Below are 17,503 nucleotides of genomic sequence, written 5' to 3' on the forward strand. Positions count from 1 at the left end.
GGTTATTTTTTCTTTTTCCTGGTCTTGCTTTTATTCTTATCACTATTTGCCAGATCCAACCGGAGGGAAAAAACGTGTGTGAACAGCGGATTGGATTGGTTGGCCAGGTTCGTAAATGCATAGTCGATCGTAACACTCTGGATCTTGAAACCGGCACCGGCACTTGGCTGATAGATCCACACTTTTTTCTGGTTCAGCGTGTCTTCATCGGCCAGCGCCCTCTGAAAATTATTAATGCCTGCGCGCAGGAAGAACACGTTATTCATGTTATACTCGAGGCCAAGTTTAGGATCAGCACTTACGGGGTCAGCGCTGACAAGCGTGTTCCGCCTGCCATCAAATGTGAGGTCGATATTCGTTTCCGCGAGAATGGTCGATTTGCGGCCAACTTTGAATTCGCGACCGATCCCCAGAACAAGTCTTGGCGCCGTCATCTCCGTGGATTTTACAGGGATCTCGTTATTGGTTAAATAAAGCGCTTCTTTTTCCCGCTCAGTGAAGTTGAACGTCCATGCGTTGAATGTGGTGGTAATGTCCCGTCCCGTAATGCCAAACCGCCATTTCCCCTGATGGATCTGCAGGCCGGCGTCGATACCAAAACCCCATGCTTTGGCGAACTTACCCACGTTCCGGTGGATCACTTTGGCATTGATCCCGAACTGTACCTTCTTTTTTTCCGTGTCTTTCAGGCGCTGTGCGAATGAAAGAAGGAAGGCATAGTCAGCGGAGGAAAACGACTGAATATTGTTATAGTTGATCGAACCATCCGGTTCTACCAGGAATAGCGTGTTCATGATATCGTCTACCGCGAAGCGGAGACCTGTTACCGCAAAAGTTCTTTTGTTATTAGCCGATGGAAACGCAACGCTGGCGAAATCGTATTTGCCGATACCTGCAAAGTACTCGGCATGCATCAGGTTGACCTGTGGGTTATCCTTCACACCAACCAGGCCGGCGGGATTCCAGTAGCCGGCCGTACCATCCGCAACAGAAGCGATCTGGGCACTTCCCATCGCAAGCCCTCGTGCGCCTGCGCCAATGTTCAAAAATTCATTGGAATACTTCCGGAACTGTGCTGTTGCAGCAAAAGGCAGGGAGAATAAAATCACCAACAGGTATAAACGGCACGATTTCATCAGGATAGATTGTTTTCTAATAAGCAATTAAAATGGCTGCTTGATCTTAGGGTAAAACGTTACTGTAAAAGTAGCAATTCGACCGTGTAAATCATAGTTTGCAGGTTTAAAGGTTTGATAGTTCAGAAGTTGTACCGGGGTCAACTCCTAAGCCGTTGAAACATTAAACTTTTAAACTTTTCTGCGCTGATCCGGATGCTGAAAACGAACGGATTAGAAAAATATTGCTTTATAGGCGAAGCTTCCCCGTTCTGGTGTAATTTCGCGAACCTCACCGCCGTGTAAAGCGGTGAAACCGAACAGGGTAGTTATTGATGCCCGGGCCGGTCCAAGTTTGAACGTCATAAAAAGTTAACGGATGAATCTCATTGAGGAATTACGCTGGAGAGGTATGATACAGGACATCATGCCCGGCACAGAAGATCAACTGAAAAAGGAAATGACCACTGCCTATATCGGTTTTGACCCTACGGCAGACAGTCTTCATATCGGCAGCCTCGTGCCGATCCTGCTCCTCGTCCATTTGCAAAAGGCAGGACATAAACCCATTGCGCTCGTTGGCGGAGCTACCGGGATGATCGGCGACCCGAGCATGAAAAGCGAAGAACGGAACCTGCTTGATGAAGCGACGCTGAACCGCAATGTGGCAGGCGTAAAAGCTCAGCTGGAAAAATTCCTCGACTTTGATGCTTCAAAGCCAAATGCGGCGGAAATGGCGAATAACTATGACTGGTTCAAAACGATCTCTTTCATTGATTTTCTGCGGGATACCGGTAAACATATCACTGTCAACTACATGATGGCGAAAGACAGTGTAAAAAAACGGATCGAAGGCGATACCGGCATTAGCTATACAGAATTCGCATACCAGATGATGCAGGGATACGACTTCTACTGGCTTTACGAAAACAAGAACTGTAAGCTCCAGATGGGCGGTAGCGATCAGTGGGGCAATATAACCACCGGCACCGAGCTCATCCGCCGCAAGGCCAATGGCGAAGCTTTTGCCTTTACCTGCCCGTTGATCAAAAAGGCAGACGGAACCAAGTTTGGGAAAACGGAATCGGGCAATATCTGGCTTGATCTCAACCGTACTTCCCAATACCAGTTCTACCAGTTCTGGCTGAATGCCACCGATGCGGACGCCAGCTCCTGGATCAGGATCTTCACTTTCCTTGGAAAGGAAGAAGTGGATCAACTGCTGGCCGAGCATGCAAAAGATCCCGGGCAGCGCCTGTTACAGAAAAAACTCGCGGAAGAGATCACCGTGTTTGTACACGGACGGGAAGAATACCAGAAAGCCATTGAAACTACCACCAAATTGTTTGCCAATGCAACCGCACCGGCGGAAAGTCTGAGCATTGAAGACCTGGAAGGCATGAATGGTGTGGTAAAATCAGACTACCCAAAAGAAAAGATCATAGCCGGGGTTGATGTTGTCAGCTTTCTTGCTGAAACAGGCATTTTCCCGAGCAAGGGAGAAGCAAGAAAACTCGTACAGGGTGGCGGTGTGAGCATCAACAGGAATAAGGTTGAAGAAGTTCAAATGAGTGTCGATCAGAAATTGCTTTTACACAACACATATATTCTAATTCAGAAAGGAAAAAGAAATTTTTATCTTGTAAAAGCTATTTAATAAACAAAATCAGGTCTTTGCCATTTCTTGTCCCCGGGCAACAAAGGCACGATGAATTATTATGAAAGATCCAGTAATGAAAATGTATTTTATCAGCGGACTTGGCGCAGACAGGCGCGTATTTTCATTGCTGGACCTCTCCTTTTGTGAGCCGGTATTCCTGGATTGGGTAACGCCCGATCCATCAGATACACTTGCGACCTATGCCGCGAAAATGCGTGCGCTGATCCCCGAAGAGGCTCCGGTAATAGTTGGCCTGTCGCTGGGCGGCATGCTGGCCACTGAGATCGCGAAAGCAGATCCCCGGGTGAAATCGATCCTGATCTCCAGCAACAAAACCAGCAATGAATTTCCTTCCTACCTGAAAATGTTCCGCTATTTTCCGCTGTACAAATGGATACCGGGGGTAGTTATGAAAAATATGCAAAGCCTTTACACCTATTCCTTTGGAGTAAAGGATCCTGAACAAAAGAAGATCCTGTATGCGATCATCAAAGATGCGGATATACCTTTCGTAAGATGGGCTCTCGGGGCCATTATGAACTGGGAAAGTTCCGTCGCTCCCTCAAACATTGTTCAGATCCACGGTACGGGCGACCGGCTTTTCCGTGCGAAATATATCAAGGCTGATTATATAATTGATGGCGGAAGTCATACAATGACGATGGATAAGCATGCGGAGATTTCAGTTTTGCTGAAACAACTGACCACGGACCGCAAGGTTTAGCCTGATTAAATATTCTTTGCGTCCACTGCGGTCCTTTGCGTTGCGTTGCTCCTACGCCCATTAATTCTCAGCCTGGTCACTCCACACTCACCTGTTTTCTGACCACTGCTCCTTCCCTCGCTTCAGGCAGGAATTTGCGTTCATCGAGAATATATCCATTTCCTTTTTCACAGAAATGTACTTTCAGGTTTTCGATGCTGATCGGGTTTCCGTCGGGAATGTCAGCGATATTGCAATGACCAATATCAAAGCCATCGATGATCACAACAAGCCCGCTGCCGATCGCTTCCATTTTGTTGCCGCCTTCGGTGATCAGCATACCGGTATCTTCACCCAGTCCAATACCGATCGCCTGGGGATTGGTGGCAACTGCCTGGGCAAGGCGACCAAATCTTCCGCGCTTTTCAAAGTGCGAATCAATGATCACATCATCTATGAAACCAAGACCGGTGGTCATTTTTACTTCGCCTTTCAGGTGCGCCCGCATCGCATTTCCCTCATAGATCATGGTATTGCTCATAGCCATTGCGCCGGCACTTGTCCCTGCAATAGTGAAACTTTCCTCCGAATAACGGTTCAGCATCACCCGCAGGATTTCCGTTCCTCCAAATATGGCACTTAAACGTAATTGATTACCTCCTGAGAACATTACTCCATCGCATCGGCGGATCCTCTCAATATACTCCGGACGGGCAGCATCCTGACGATTACGGATATGCATCAGGTCTACATTCGTACACCCCATCTTACCAAAAGCGTCCATATAGTGATTGCCTACTTCGGTGGGGATCATCGATGCAGTGGTAATGATCTCGATTCTTGATGAAGGACCGCCGATCTCTTCCACAATACGGCGCAGAATGCCAAGCTCAAAGAAGTTCAGGTTACTTCTGTGTATTTCTCCTTTTTCCAGATCGGTGCCTTTATCTTCCGCACCGCCTACGGCGATCAGTTTTCCCTTAGGATGACTCATTCATTGGGGTTTGATATAACGCAAAAATAATCAAAACCGCTAACAAGGCTTTCATTTAATGATACTGATCATCTTCGATCAGACTTACATGAAAACCAATGCACATACTAGCGATCTATACTTAAACGTTTGAAGCTAATACTTCAGCATGTCCAAACCAGTTTTTTTATTATTGTGTATCCTTCTTACCTGCACTTATCATTGCCATACGCAGGAAAACAGCAGGTTGATGGTCTATTTCGACTCGGATAGATCCCTGATCAGAAATGACGCGAAAGATTCACTGCAAAAGCTTCTGCAAACATTAAGATCTGCCGGAAATGTAACGCAAATAGAGATCGCCGCACATTGCGATGGGCGGGGAACGGAAGCTTATAACCTGGCATTGTCTGACCGGCGGGCTACCGCTGTAGAGGCTTTCCTTAGATCAAATGGTCTGGCTGCGGGAATTCCTATTACAAAACAGGCTCTCGGCGAAATGGCCTTGCTGAATACAGACCAGCGTGCTGAGGACCAGGCGATGAACAGACGCGCAGAGATAATCCTTCATATTGCTCCAGCTCCCCCCCCGCCGCCGGCCCCTCCTGCCCCCGCAGCGGCAGACACCACTGAAGTGGAAGAAATGCCGGCTCCGGTAAAGGATACCGTCATCGGACAATTGTTTGATCCAACTGCTTATGAAAATATCAAAGTAGGTGATCAGCTCATTCTGAATAATATCAATTTTCAACCCGGGCGTCATGTGCTGCTCAGCTGGTCGATGCCAAATCTCGAAGAATTATTGAAAGTGATGAAAGATCACCCAACATTGAAGATCGAGATCCAGGGACATATCTGCTGCATCAATACGGGAGCAGATGGCCCAGACGCAGATCTCGGCACTTACAACCTTTCAGAAGAAAGAGCAAAAACGGTTTATCGCTACCTCATCGATAAAGGCATCAGGAAATCAAGATTATCATATAAAGGTTTTGGCAGCCGGCAGAAATTGTATCCGTACGAAAGGACTGAAAAAGAAAGAACACTGAACAGAAGGGTGGAAATAAAGATCCTGAGTAAATAGAACTAGTTCCTTTTCTTCCTATTAATGATGTTGTATACTAAAATTCCAATCGCGGCAATAAGCATTCCCCACAACGCGAATTTGCCTGTAGAGTAAAACAGGAATAACCAGATCAGAATCGAAAGAATCACAGGAACCGGAAACAACCACATTTTAAAGGGAAGGCCTTCCGTGCCATGCTTTTTCCGCAGCAGTACCACACCCACAGCCTGGGCGATGAACTGTACCAGGATCCGCATGGCGAGTATCGCTTTGATCACATCACTCATTTTCATAAATAAACTGAAAACAAAACCTATTGAGCAGAGAACGATCAGTGAGATATAAGGAAAGTTTTTGGTAGGGTGCAGCTTTGCAAAGATCTTAAAGAAATTCCCATCCACCGCGGCAGCATACGGCACACGTGAATACCCCAGTACGATAGCGAAAAGAGAAGATAACGCAATGCAAAGGATCAGGATCGTCACCACAACGGCCGCTGTTTTTCCATAGACCAATTGCATGAAATGGCTCACCAGGTATTTCTCGTCTTCACGCACCGAATGCCAGTCGACCACACGCATTACGCTCGTATTCATCAACAGGTATAATACTGCAATACCCAGAACGGAAATAAAAATACTCCGGGGAATATTCCTGCCGGGCTCTTTGATCTCGCCTCCAAGATGACAAACATTGTAATATCCGAGGTAACTGTAAACCGTTTGCAATGACCCCTGCCCTACTGCTGCCCAGAATGCAAATGAAAAGAAAGTTGAAGGGCCTTCAGGCAGCAGCTTCACTTCCTGTGTACCATGTGAAAGCCCGCTGAAAATTATCCACGAAACCGTCAGTATCACAATTGACCACATGGCCACTGAGATCTTTCCGATCGCTTCAATACGGCGATAAAGCAAGAAGAAAATAAACAGGACCGATCCCCCGGAAACCATTTTTTGCTGCCATACTTCCAGGTCTACGATATAAGTAAGGTATTGTGCAAAGCCGATGGCTGCAGACGCTACTACCAGGGGCGCCTGTATGGCTGTTTGCCAGACGAACAGGAAACTCATCAGGCGGCCATTCTTTTCACCGAATGCAATCCTGTTGAAATTGTATGTACCACCTGCCAGCGGATATTTCGCGCCGAGTTCGCTCCAGATCATCGCATCCACAAAGGCGGTAAATGCACCAAAGATCCATGCCCACAAAAAAAGCCCGTCATGAAACTGGCTCACCACAAACGGCATCACCACAAACGGCCCGATCCCCACCATATCGATCATATTGATAGAGGTAGCCTGCAGTAGGGTGATTCGCCGGTTGAGTTGTGTGGACACTGTGGAATCGTTTTGGTTTGTTATTTTACTGTATCGTCGTTGTCCGTTGTCCGTTCACCGTTGTCCGTCGAGCGGAGATTACCTGCAATCGGGCTTCGGACAAGGCCGGTCAACGGACAACGGACAACGGACAACGATCAACGAGCCTGTTTCGCGAAAGCCGTAATACCCTCCACTAACACATCAAGGTTCTTAATTGTTGTATAGATATTCGGCGTAATTCTTACGCCATGGATATTTTCCCATACAACAGTGGTCGTGTGGATCTTGTATTTATCCATCAGGAATGCGTCGAGTTCACCCGGTTTGCGGCCGTCAAAGCCGATATTGCCGATGGCTCCGCTCCATTTGGGAGAAAGTGAGGTGTTGAATCTGACGTTGGGAAGGTCCTTTACGCGCTCCATCCAGTAATTTTTGAGATAGTGCAGCCGTTTGAACTTCCGTTCACTGCCGATCATATCATAAAATTCGATCGCTTTACCTATCGCCTGTTCAATAAAGAAAGGCCGTGTTCCCAACGCCTCAAATTTCCGGATATCGTCTTTCAGGGGATCGTCGGCGGCAGCGAACATTGGATAGATATTCTTGATCTTCTCCTTTTTTATATAGAGCATTCCGCTTCCGATAGGTGCGTATAGCCATTTGTGCAGGCTGGTAGCGAAATAATCAGCTCCCAGATCAGGCACTTTATAATCAAGATGCGCAAAGCTATGGGCGCCATCAACCAACACTTCGATATTCTTCTTATGTGCTTCATCAGCGATCTTTCTTGCAGGCAACACCTGGCCATTCCAGTTGATCACATGCGTCACATTCACCAGCTTCGTTCGGGCGGTAAAGGCTTTGGTATACTGAGAGACCAGGTAGTCCTCGTTTTCACTTGGCAGTTCAAGATTTACCCAAACCAGTTTAATCCCATCGCGTTTTTCCCGTTGCCTGAATGCATTGATCACGTTAGGATAATCCTGTTTGGACAATACCACTTCGTCACCAGCTTTCAGCTGTATCCCAAAGATGACGGTCTCCAGTCCTTCGGAAGAATTGCGGTTGATTGCGATCTCTTCCGTACTGGCACCTGCTGCTTTCGCGAGATTGGCACGAAGCGGCTCTCTTCCCTGGTCAAGGATCCGCCACATGTAATAGCTGGGGGCTTCATTGGACAGATCATAATACCGTTTCATGGCATCCTGCACCGTTTTCGGCGCGGGAGACACGCCTCCATTGTTCAGGTTTATGATGCCCGGGGAAACTGTAAAAGCCTGCTGAATGTAATACCAGAATTCTTCCTCCGTAGCCATCTTATCTGCGGAAATTCCTTCTGACGATTGCAGTGCTACAGTAAGATCACGTGCCCAGATCGGCACAGATGAAAGCAAAGCTGCTGAAGACAATGCAGTTGCTTTCCGGAGGAATTTTCGGCGGTCACTCATTGCAGTTGGTTTTTGTTAAATGTACAATTTAGTCGGCAGAAAGGATGATCGTTGATCGATGGCCGATGACCGATGGCCGATGACCGTTGTCCGTTGACCGTTGACCGCATTTATTACTCAGTGTTAATGGTTCCCGGTCCGGGCAGGTTGTACAATATAAAGATGCGTCTGCCAACGGACAACGGTCAACGGACAACGAAAAAGCCCTATCTTCCAGCAAAACAATCACGCATGCAGATCCTCGAAATAAAAGTGCTGAGAGGCCCCAACTACTGGAGTGTCCGACGGCCAAAGCTTATCCAGATGAAACTGGACCTGGAAGAACTGGAACAGCGACCGACCAATACGATCGCGGGGTTCAGGGAACGGCTGGAAAAACTGATCCCGACATTATACGAGCACAGATGCAGTGAAGGCGTGGCCGGCGGCTTTTTCAGCCGCGTGGATGAAGGCACCTGGATGGGGCACGTTATCGAACACATCGCCCTGGAGATCCAGACGCTCGCTGGAATGGATTGCGGATTCGGACGCACACGCAGCACGGGCGAACGCGAAGGCGTTTACTCTGTGGTCTTTGATTATATCGAAGAAGATGCCGGCATATACGCAGCAAGGTCAGCGGTGCGGATCGCAGAAGCACTGATCAATGATCAACCCTATGATATCGCGCCGGATATCCAGGCAATGCGGGAGATCAGGGAAGATACGAGGCTTGGACCTTCTACCGGCTGCATCGTGGACGAAGCGGCAAAACGCGGAATTCCCTATATCCGATTGAACAAGCAAAGTCTTGTGCAATTAGGTTATGGCGTAAATCAGAAAAGGATCAGGGCAACTATTGCCTCCACTACATCCAATATAGCAGTGGATATTGCGTGTGACAAAGAAGAAACCAAAAGCCTGCTGCAGGCAGCGGAGATCCCGGTACCAAGGGGCACCGTGATCCGCACAGAAGAAGGATTGCAGGAAGCCATTGACAAGTTTGGCTTTCCCCTCGTGATCAAGCCGATCGACGGAAATCATGGCAAAGGAAACACCACCAATATCACCACCTGGGAACAGGCCGTAAAAGCACTGGAAGCAGCAAAGCTGTATGGCCGTAGTGTGATCGTGGAGAAGTACATTACCGGTTTTGATTTTCGCATATTGGTAGTGAACTATAAATTTATCTGTGCCGCACTTCGTACACCGGCTTCTGTTATTGGCGATGGCATTAGTACGATCCAGGCGCTTGTAAATAAAATCAATGAAGACCCACGCCGTGGCTATGGTCATGAAAAAGTGCTGACCCAGATCACGATTGACAACTTCACGCAAAAGATGCTCGATGAGAAAGGTTATACACTTGAAACAGTTCCAGCAAAAGGCGAACTCGTTCTATTAAAACCAACCGCCAATCTTTCTACCGGCGGTACATCTACCGATGTTACAGATGAAGTGCATCCCGCAAACATCTTTATGTGTGAAAGGATCGCGCGCATCATCGGCCTGGATATTTGCGGTATAGATATCATGGCTGCAGATCTTCGTACACCGGTGACCGAAAATGGCGGAGCTATTCTCGAAGTGAATGCAGCACCGGGCTTCCGCATGCATATCGAACCATCTGAAGGCCTGCCGCGCAATGCTGCGGAACCTGTGGTGGATATGCTTTTTCCAAAGGGAAGTGCCGGCCGTATCCCGATCATTGCCATTACAGGTACAAATGGAAAAACCACGACGACAAGACTAACGGCACATATCGCGAAAAACTCAGGTAAAAAGGTTGGCTATACTACCAGTGATGGAGTATATATCCAAAACCAATTGATGATGAAAGGTGATTGCACAGGGCCGGTGAGTTCAGCATTTGTACTGAAAGACCCTACGGTTGACTTTGCCGTACTCGAATGTGCGCGGGGTGGTATTCTTAAATCAGGACTTTCATTCCAGCATTGCGATGTGGCCATCGTAACCAATGTTGCGGCTGATCATATGGGCCTCGGCGGCATTCATACACTGGAGCAAATGGCCAAGGTAAAAGCCGTACTTCCGGAAACTGTTTTTCCTCATGGCTATGCCATCCTTAACGCAGACGATGATCTCGTTTATAAAATGAAAGAGGGGCTGGATTGCAATGTAGCCCTGTTCAGTATGGACGAAAATAATCCGCGGATCAAAAAGCATTGTGCCAAAGGAGGACTGGCCTCCGTTTTTGAAAATGGATACGTCAGCATTATGAAGGGCACCTGGAAGATCCGCGTAATGCCGGTGAAGGATATTCCGCTGACCTATGAAGGAAAAGCAATGCATAATATACAGAACTGTCTGCCGTCTGTACTGGCTACTTATCTGTTCCGGGATATCACCATTGAAGATATCCGGACAGCCCTGAGTTCATTTATCCCTTCTTCGACGCAAACGCCCGGCCGTCTGAATTTCTTCCATTTCAGGAATTATGACATGCTGGCTGACTTTGCACACAATCCACATGGATTAAAATTGTTATGTGACTTTATCAGCAAGCTTGATTATCCGACCAAAATCGGCATTATCTCCGGAACCGGTGACCGCCGCGACGAGGATATCCGCGCACTTGGCGAGATCTCGGCGCAGTATTTTGACGAGATCATCATCCGGTGCGACAAAAATCTGCGCGGGCGCACAGCTGAGGAGATCATCACGCTTTTAAAAGAGGGGATCGAAAAGGTAAACCCTGCACTGCCTACAATGGTCATTGCCAATGAAAACGAGGCCCTCGAATACATTTATGCAAACCCGAAAACAGGCGCCCTGTACACGATCATGTGCGATGTGGTAGCGGGCGCGCTGGACAAGATCAAGGAGTTGAAAGACAGGGAAGACGGCCGTTAAAAACTCTTCCAAATATTTTTTTCAAAACCATTTGGGAGAAAAGATACGATCCCCTATTTTTGCACTCCCAAATCCGAAAGGAACGGGATACCGGATTGACCCATGGTGTAACGGTAGCACAGCAGATTTTGGTTCTGTTTGTTAAGGTTCGAATCCTTATGGGTCAACACAAAAAGGAAGGTTTCATAACCTTCCTTTTTTTTATGTCATTTTGTAAACAAAGTGGCCGCGAAGTGCCGGGCAAATCAGGGATCAAGCGTAAAAGCTGTGGGATGGTTGTTTAAATGTTTAATAGTTTAAAAGTTTAAAGTTTTTGCATTATCACTTGTCTACTTACAGGTTTTTAAGCGATAGCTGTCTGATCGGGCACAAAAAACGGGAGCACGCCCTGAAGCGATATATACTTCTCAGATACGACATTCTGGCACGAGAAGCCAGCTATGTGTTGACTGATGATAATCATTCAAGGTCAAACTTCGCGTGTTTTTGAAATGCTTGTTAGTCGTCGTTAGTTCGTCTCTTGGTCGTCCTTTGGCCGTCCAAAGTTCGACGGGGTTTTAAGCAGTGAAAAATGGTGACAAGCTGACACGCGGAGGGCGATAAATTTTTTGAGCGACTGGCGGAGGTTCCCTCCTCCGCTTCGATACGGTGGAAGGGCCGCCAGAAGTTTATGCGAGCGATGCTCATCCGGAACATTTCAAACCAAGCCATTTTGTAGACCATCCCAACTTTTCAACATGATCCCAAATCAGTCCTGATCTGTTAAAGCCCGTTTATGTTACCATCGGTTTGATTTCTTTTTCTACCTCATTGGTACGCCGGCGCCCGGGGACCAACAGAGGATGATCCGGGAAGGCAATGAGGAGGCAAAGAGGAGGATCCGGGGAGAAAGCACCGTTCATAAGCGCTTTTCGGGAGGCTCACCCCGGGATTCCGGGAAACTCACCCATTTTTTCAATACACCTACAAACCTCGCTTACCTTTTACCCACTGAAAAGCAGTGAACAGATCACGCGATCAAAAGACCTGATCAAATTTCGCCGAAAATGAAAAAAGAGCGTCATATCCTTTCGAAAGGCAGGAACAGCACCCAGGCCGGGATCGACCAGGTCATCAAGGATCTGCAATTTGACAAGGATCGTCTCAGGGTTTTAGGTATTCAGGAAAACTGGAAAGCGATCGAAGAGAAGGTCTGCGAGACTTTCTTTAAACCTGATCATCCCACCCACAGGCCGGCTTGTTTTGGAGATCCACTCAAACAGGAAGCGTATACGTTGTCAGGCAACGATCCATTCGATCGCGCGGCTCAGAACCTGGACAGCAATGAAAAACTTTGGTTGATTGTGACGGACGATCATCAAAAATTCTGGTGCTGTGAAGGATTTATAGATGAGATCGTCAGGGCGATCAGTGAAATGACCAATGCGATAAAAGACATTTACTTCGTATCAAAAAAATATGACTGGTTGATCCGCATAGACGAATATGACCAGCTTGTGATAACGGGAAAAAATTTACCGGAGAAATTTTGTCAGCTGATACAAAAGCCATGAACATTGTGTAGTCCACGATACTTTCATTCAATAGTTCATTGGGGCGCCTTCACTTCTGCCTGTTTCGCCAATAAACAAACGCGCCAGTGCTCCAAAGAGCCAACGCTATCAATACTGGCTGAAAAAACAACCGGGCTAAACGTTTTCCATCCGTATCCAAACCAAATGCGTCAATTCCATTGAGGTATTGCGCGATGTTTCCGGGAAAAACGAGCACATAAAAGACTGCGAGTACAATTCCTGTCTGCGCCCTGTACTTCCTGGCAAGCAGCATAGCCAGGCCAAGGGAGATCTCTACAAGCCCGGACAGAACGACCACGTTGTCCTTTCCCATAGGAACCCAATTGGGAACCTGGGCCTGGAATTCCTGCCGCTGAAAAGTCAGGTGCCCTACACCCGCCAGCAGCATAAACAGCCCCAGCACAACACGTGCGATATTCTGAGATCTGGTTGTTTGTACCTCTTTCATACAACAAAGAACTCAAATCCTGTACCACAGGCATCATCAATCCATAAAGGTCACCAATTGCAGGAATACGCGGCTATCTCTTCCGGTGATCCTGACACGGATGGAACATTCTTCCCCACCAATACTTTCTGTTTTCCTTTATCCTTTCTCAATTTCATCTTCACCCCGGCTCCAAAACTCCAGATCTCTGTAAATCTTATAGAAGAGGAGTTGTTGACAAAGCTGATCATATCTCTGTCTGCCGCCACCACTTCATAATAAAAACGATAAGGCCCTTTTTTATATGATCCTCCAACAACAAGCCCAACAAATGCAGCCGTTGGGAACCGGTAATAGTTATAGGGATAATTTTCTGGTGAGAACAGAAAGTACTGAGCTCCGAATGCATAGTTCACCAGGAACCCAAGATTTAAAAAGGAAACATCTGCCTTCTTATAATTCTTATCGACAAGACTTGCGGTGAATTTTCCCGTAATAGAATGTATAGTTGTACCTCCGATACTTTTAGGCAGATAGCCATAATAAACATCTGCCTGCAACTTTTCATTTTTTGTAGCGTACCCGATACCAGCCGAAACAAAACCTATATTCCCGGCATATTGAACCTGGGCATGGTGGGGTAACAAACTACTGCCTTTATTAAATTGTGCAAATACAAGGCTACTCAGGCATTGAAAGCCTATCAAAAATAAATAATACCACTTCATTAGTCGCTCGTTTCATCAGTAATAACGTTCTTCTATCGTATAATGCTCTCCTTTAACAGTGATCTTTGCATAGTTCCGTGCGCCTGTTGCACCTACATGCAGGTAATCGATCCCATCTTCATAGGGCTCCAGTAACTTGTACTGGTGATCATGTCCGTGCATGGAGATCCTTGTCCGGGGATTGGACTGCAGTAATTCAACCCAGTTCATTTCAAGATTTCTGTCGAACGCTGCAGAAGATGGACTTACATGTGATAAGAGAAAAATATTTCGTGCAGTTGTGTCAGCCATTTCGCCGGCCAGAAAATTCAGATCAGGAAGAGAACCATTGAATCCCACTTCTTCTGAATTTGTGTTCAATCCTATGAATTTGCTGTTACCATAGTAGAAGGAAAAGTTTTCAGGACCAAACATCTTATCATATATCAGACGGCCATTGGCAAGCATGTCATGATTGCCGATAGTTGCAACAAACGGGGCTTTCAACTTCAGCAATCGCTGCGCGATCCAGTTGTATTCTTTATTCAGACCAAAATCAACCAGGTCCCCATTCAACAGAACAAAGCGAATATCAGGAAGACCATTTACATGACTCACGAAGTCATCCAGTTGCTCATAGAACCGTTGTGTATCTCCCACAAGGATGAAGGAAAATGTATCACCAACAACATCTTTCTTCAGCCTGTCAATATTGGTTACATTTAAATTTGTGTGGTCTGGTCGCACCTCACTCGGATGATATTGCATCTTACACCCGGCAACGCACAACACCACCAATAGTAGTATTGTTGTCTTCATACGCCTCATTCTTTTACCCTGCAAAATTATTCAGGACGCCTGTGTAGAAAAATGTCAAAAACGCCCCAAAATTTGTCGTTTTAGAAGAATTGATGTACCTGTGGAAGGATAACGGTGTGAGAGCTTAAAAGTTTAATAGTTTAAAAGTTTAAGAGTTTAAGAGTTTAAGAGCCCTGGGGCGAAACGCAGTCTCCTCACAACTTCTAAACCACCAACCTATTAAACTTTTAAACTCTTAAACTTTTAAACTTTTACCCCCCTTCCCTCCCATTCCTCGGCGGCCTCCTCCGGTTACTCATTCAGACTTACCAATAATCATTTTCTGGATATGTTTGCATCATGATCAACAGCCGCATATATCTCTTCATAATTATTCTGCTGGTGCTGGGCCGCCCGGTTGAGGGATGGTCACAAAGCAAGGATTCCAGCGATGGTCGCTTTGGCAACTACTTCCTGTTCAATATGAACACGACGGAAAAGCAGCACATGGTGCGCCAGCCCGTCTATTTCCCGATCAGCGATACCGCCATCTACCAGATCTTTGAACGGATCAATGACCGCAATGCCGCCAGCCTCACCGCAACGTCTCCCGCCAGCGCAATTATACTGGGCGTAAAATTGAACCCATCACTCAAACACTACTTCTCTGCTACAGTAGGGTCTATCTCGAAGGAATATTATTCATTCCTGATACAGGACAGTTCTGAAGCAATCCTTGTGGCCATGGGTATCAATTCATCCAACTATAAGGACTTCCGGTATCATGTTGTGCAAAATGACAGCGTAGAGCTTGTTCCCTGGAGCCCTGTCACTGATCTTCGAAAAGACTACGGAGCAAAAGAACCATTTGCGCTGATCGGTAAATTCAATCATCCCGGTAAATGGATTGTGGTGGAAGTATACAATGTAAAAGATTACAGAACGCGGGAAGGCGTGGTCTTCGACTGGCGAACCGATCTCAAACCAAAGCTTGAACAGATCATAGCAGAAGTGCCCGGAAATTATTTCAACATACTTCATCCATCCGTTAACCGGCAATATGCAACACGGTTCAATAAAATAACGGGCGCACCTGATGATATGCGATTGCCTGCAGACAGTATCCGGAATCTTATTTTCCAATTCAAGAAAAGCGGAACATTACTCTCCGCGGCATACCTGATCTCCAAAACCGATAAAACCACTGACACTTCAAAACTTGGCCTGATCGATAACCACGGATACTTCACGCTTGATGGAGACCAGATCCGTGAAGCCGGGAAATATGAGATCATATTCCAGCGGCAAACCTTAAAAGCCTCGTGGGAAGAAGATCAACTACTCCGGATCCCGTTTGAAGTCATTGCCACGCCATCCAACTCCGCGATCGCAAAAAAATTGCTGATCAGCATATTGATCACCATCATTGCTCTGCTGATTTCCTTCTGGATCTACCGAAGAACGATGAGAAAGCACCTGAAAAAAATGGAGCTTCAAAAAGAAATGGCAACGCTGAAGCTGAACAGTATTAAATCACAACTGAACCCGCATTTTATCTTCAATGCACTTTCCTCCATACAAAACCTGATGAACAAACAGGCTATCCCGGAAGCAAATCATTACCTGAACAAATTCGCTTTGCTTACCCGTTCCACACTGGAGAGCAGCGCACAGGATATGATCAGCCTTGAGCAGGAATGGGCCATTGCTGATAATTATCTCAGAATGGAACAACTCCGTTTTGGCTTCCACTATGATCTGCAAATGGATGGAACATTAAATTCCTCCCTTATTGAAGTACCTCCCCTGCTGCTGCAGCCACTGATCGAAAACGCTGTAAAGCATGGAATTGCCGCAAAAAAAGAGGGAACTATATTTGTGTCCGCCAAACCTTCCGGCAAAGACCTTGTATTGTACATAACAGATAATGGGAAAGGCTTTGATGCCAATATGGATCAAACCGGGTTTGGTATCAGGCTCAGCAAAGAACGACTTGAATTACTGAATACCATTTATGCTGATAAACCATTCAGCATGCAGATCCTGTCTGATAACAATGGAACGATTGTAACGATCACTTTAAAAAACTGGCTGTAATGAGTATCCGCTATATACTTATAGACGATGAACTTAACAACATTGAGAATCTCAGTTTTATGCTTACTCAAAACTGTCCTTCGCTGGAAAGGGTTGGAAGTGCAGGTTCAGGAGAAGAAGGCAGACGCCTGATCCAAAACACGCAGCCTGATCTTGTATTCCTGGATATTCAAATGCCGGGAGTAAATGGATTTGATATGCTCCGTAGCCTGGCATCCGTCAACTTTGAGGTGATCTTTGTGACAGCCTATGATCAATATGGCATACAGGCCATCAAATTCTCTGCTTTGGATTACCTGCTAAAACCAATCGATGTGGAAGATCTGAAAAAAGCGGTGAACAAAGCCATTCAAAAGATCGAAGCCAAACAACAGAATACAAACATCAGCAATCTTCTGAAATACCTTCAAACACCAAAACAGGAATCTCCCAGGATTGCGCTGCCTACATTACAGGAAACGCATTATGTGAAGCTGGAAGATATTGTACGGTGTGAGGCATCTGATAATTACACCGCGTTCTTTCTGTCTGGTGGCGACAAAATACTTGTGAGCCGCACCTTGAAGGAGTATGCGGATCTGCTAAAACCTCATCATTTTATCCGAACGCACCAATCTCACCTCGTAAATAGTAAGTTCATAAAAAGCCTGCTGAAAGAAGATGGCGGAAATCTGCTCTTGCTGGATAAAACGCGAGTACCCATTTCCAGGCAATACCTTGATCCCGTAAAAAAATCGCTGAACAACATTATTCATCCCTGATC

Annotated in this window: 14 protein-coding genes and 1 tRNA gene; 8 read left to right on the forward strand and 7 right to left on the reverse strand. The window is 46.4% G+C overall.

The window, feature by feature from the left end; translation table 11 throughout:
• Nucleotides 1-2 precede the first annotated feature (2 nt).
• Nucleotides 3-1,136 carry a putative type IX sorting system protein PorV2 gene (locus LZZ85_RS16100; protein ID WP_237874035.1) on the reverse strand — a complete coding sequence of 378 codons (1,134 nt, stop codon included), beginning with the start codon at nucleotides 1,134-1,136 and terminating at the stop codon, nucleotides 3-5.
• A gap of 358 nt (nucleotides 1,137-1,494) precedes the next feature.
• Here LZZ85_RS16100 and tyrS point away from each other — a divergent pair, with 358 nt between their 5' ends.
• Nucleotides 1,495-2,772, forward strand: a complete 1,278-nt coding sequence (gene tyrS / locus LZZ85_RS16105; protein WP_237874036.1) for a tyrosine--tRNA ligase — start codon at nucleotides 1,495-1,497, stop codon at nucleotides 2,770-2,772.
• Nucleotides 2,773-2,848: 76 nt separating this feature from the next.
• Entirely contained in the window at nucleotides 2,849-3,499 is a 651-nt protein-coding gene (locus LZZ85_RS16110) for an alpha/beta hydrolase (protein WP_237874038.1), read from the forward strand.
• 76 nt (nucleotides 3,500-3,575) lie between these two features.
• Here LZZ85_RS16110 and LZZ85_RS16115 read toward each other — a convergent pair whose 3' ends face one another.
• Nucleotides 3,576-4,472 carry a cyanophycinase gene (locus LZZ85_RS16115; RefSeq protein ID WP_237874039.1) on the reverse strand — a complete coding sequence of 299 codons (897 nt, stop codon included), beginning with the start codon at nucleotides 4,470-4,472 and terminating at the stop codon, nucleotides 3,576-3,578.
• A 148-nt stretch (nucleotides 4,473-4,620) separates the two neighbouring features.
• On the opposite strand from LZZ85_RS16115, the gene LZZ85_RS16120 reads away from it, so the two are divergent.
• Complete coding sequence (locus LZZ85_RS16120; protein WP_237874041.1) at nucleotides 4,621-5,535, forward strand: OmpA family protein; 915 nt, start codon at nucleotides 4,621-4,623, stop codon at nucleotides 5,533-5,535.
• A 2-nt stretch (nucleotides 5,536-5,537) separates the two neighbouring features.
• On the opposite strand, the gene LZZ85_RS16125 is transcribed toward LZZ85_RS16120, so the two are convergent.
• Nucleotides 5,538-6,854 (reverse strand): APC family permease, encoded by a 1,317-nt coding sequence (locus LZZ85_RS16125; RefSeq protein WP_237874043.1) that lies wholly within the window; start codon nucleotides 6,852-6,854, stop codon nucleotides 5,538-5,540.
• A gap of 137 nt (nucleotides 6,855-6,991) precedes the next feature.
• Nucleotides 6,992-8,284 (reverse strand): aminotransferase class V-fold PLP-dependent enzyme, encoded by a 1,293-nt coding sequence (locus tag LZZ85_RS16130; protein WP_237874045.1) that lies wholly within the window; start codon nucleotides 8,282-8,284, stop codon nucleotides 6,992-6,994.
• A 231-nt stretch (nucleotides 8,285-8,515) separates the two neighbouring features.
• Here LZZ85_RS16130 and cphA point away from each other — a divergent pair, with 231 nt between their 5' ends.
• The 3 genes from cphA to LZZ85_RS16145 all read left to right on the forward strand — a co-directional run bounded on the left by cphA (nucleotide 8,516) and on the right by LZZ85_RS16145 (nucleotide 12,690).
• Nucleotides 8,516-11,137, forward strand: a complete 2,622-nt coding sequence (gene cphA / locus LZZ85_RS16135; RefSeq protein WP_237874053.1) for a cyanophycin synthetase — start codon at nucleotides 8,516-8,518, stop codon at nucleotides 11,135-11,137.
• Between the two features lie 96 nt (nucleotides 11,138-11,233).
• Nucleotides 11,234-11,304 (forward strand) — tRNA-Gln (locus LZZ85_RS16140).
• A gap of 879 nt (nucleotides 11,305-12,183) precedes the next feature.
• Nucleotides 12,184-12,690, forward strand: a complete 507-nt coding sequence (locus LZZ85_RS16145) for a DUF6756 family protein (RefSeq protein WP_237874055.1) — start codon at nucleotides 12,184-12,186, stop codon at nucleotides 12,688-12,690.
• A gap of 49 nt (nucleotides 12,691-12,739) precedes the next feature.
• On the opposite strand, the gene LZZ85_RS16150 is transcribed toward LZZ85_RS16145, so the two are convergent.
• From LZZ85_RS16150 to LZZ85_RS16160, 3 genes are read right to left on the reverse strand one after another with little or no spacing between them, the layout of a single operon-like run.
• Nucleotides 12,740-13,159, reverse strand: coding sequence for a DoxX family protein (locus LZZ85_RS16150; protein WP_237874066.1), 420 nt, complete (start codon nucleotides 13,157-13,159; stop codon nucleotides 12,740-12,742).
• Between the two features lie 50 nt (nucleotides 13,160-13,209).
• Nucleotides 13,210-13,866, reverse strand: coding sequence for a hypothetical protein (locus LZZ85_RS16155; RefSeq protein ID WP_237874068.1), 657 nt, complete (start codon nucleotides 13,864-13,866; stop codon nucleotides 13,210-13,212).
• A gap of 15 nt (nucleotides 13,867-13,881) precedes the next feature.
• Nucleotides 13,882-14,664 (reverse strand): metallophosphoesterase family protein, encoded by a 783-nt coding sequence (locus LZZ85_RS16160; RefSeq protein ID WP_237874069.1) that lies wholly within the window; start codon nucleotides 14,662-14,664, stop codon nucleotides 13,882-13,884.
• A gap of 339 nt (nucleotides 14,665-15,003) precedes the next feature.
• Between LZZ85_RS16160 and LZZ85_RS16165 the strand changes: the two genes are divergently transcribed.
• The gene (locus LZZ85_RS16165; RefSeq protein ID WP_237874079.1) at nucleotides 15,004-16,740 is read left to right on the forward strand and encodes a sensor histidine kinase; all 1,737 of its coding nucleotides are present in this window, start codon (nucleotides 15,004-15,006) and stop codon (nucleotides 16,738-16,740) included.
• Entirely contained in the window at nucleotides 16,740-17,501 is a 762-nt protein-coding gene (locus LZZ85_RS16170; protein WP_237874081.1) for a LytR/AlgR family response regulator transcription factor, read from the forward strand. The genes LZZ85_RS16165 and LZZ85_RS16170 overlap by 1 nt, the downstream gene beginning before the upstream one ends.
• Nucleotides 17,502-17,503: the final 2 nt, after the last annotated feature.

The organism is Terrimonas ginsenosidimutans (genome assembly GCF_022012415.1).
Taxonomy (GTDB): Bacteria; Bacteroidota; Bacteroidia; order Chitinophagales; family Chitinophagaceae; genus Terrimonas_A; species Terrimonas_A ginsenosidimutans.

What these genes read in the sequence shown, in the direction of transcription:
- LZZ85_RS16100 (WP_237874035.1), bottom strand. Translation starts at nt 1,136, where the DNA reads ATGAAATCGTGCCGTTTATACCTGTTGGTGATTTTATTCTCCCTGCCT.
- tyrS (WP_237874036.1), top strand. Translation starts at nt 1,495, where the DNA reads ATGAATCTCATTGAGGAATTACGCTGGAGAGGTATGATACAGGACATC.
- LZZ85_RS16110 (WP_237874038.1), top strand. Translation starts at nt 2,849, where the DNA reads ATGAAAATGTATTTTATCAGCGGACTTGGCGCAGACAGGCGCGTATTT.
- LZZ85_RS16115 (WP_237874039.1), bottom strand. Translation starts at nt 4,472, where the DNA reads ATGAGTCATCCTAAGGGAAAACTGATCGCCGTAGGCGGTGCGGAAGAT.
- LZZ85_RS16120 (WP_237874041.1), top strand. Translation starts at nt 4,621, where the DNA reads ATGTCCAAACCAGTTTTTTTATTATTGTGTATCCTTCTTACCTGCACT.
- LZZ85_RS16130 (WP_237874045.1), bottom strand. Translation starts at nt 8,284, where the DNA reads ATGAGTGACCGCCGAAAATTCCTCCGGAAAGCAACTGCATTGTCTTCA.
- cphA (WP_237874053.1), top strand. Translation starts at nt 8,516, where the DNA reads ATGCAGATCCTCGAAATAAAAGTGCTGAGAGGCCCCAACTACTGGAGT.
- LZZ85_RS16145 (WP_237874055.1), top strand. Translation starts at nt 12,184, where the DNA reads ATGAAAAAAGAGCGTCATATCCTTTCGAAAGGCAGGAACAGCACCCAG.
- LZZ85_RS16150 (WP_237874066.1), bottom strand. Translation starts at nt 13,159, where the DNA reads ATGAAAGAGGTACAAACAACCAGATCTCAGAATATCGCACGTGTTGTG.
- LZZ85_RS16155 (WP_237874068.1), bottom strand. Translation starts at nt 13,866, where the DNA reads ATGAAGTGGTATTATTTATTTTTGATAGGCTTTCAATGCCTGAGTAGC.
- LZZ85_RS16160 (WP_237874069.1), bottom strand. Translation starts at nt 14,664, where the DNA reads ATGAAGACAACAATACTACTATTGGTGGTGTTGTGCGTTGCCGGGTGT.
- LZZ85_RS16165 (WP_237874079.1), top strand. Translation starts at nt 15,004, where the DNA reads ATGATCAACAGCCGCATATATCTCTTCATAATTATTCTGCTGGTGCTG.
- LZZ85_RS16170 (WP_237874081.1), top strand. Translation starts at nt 16,740, where the DNA reads ATGAGTATCCGCTATATACTTATAGACGATGAACTTAACAACATTGAG.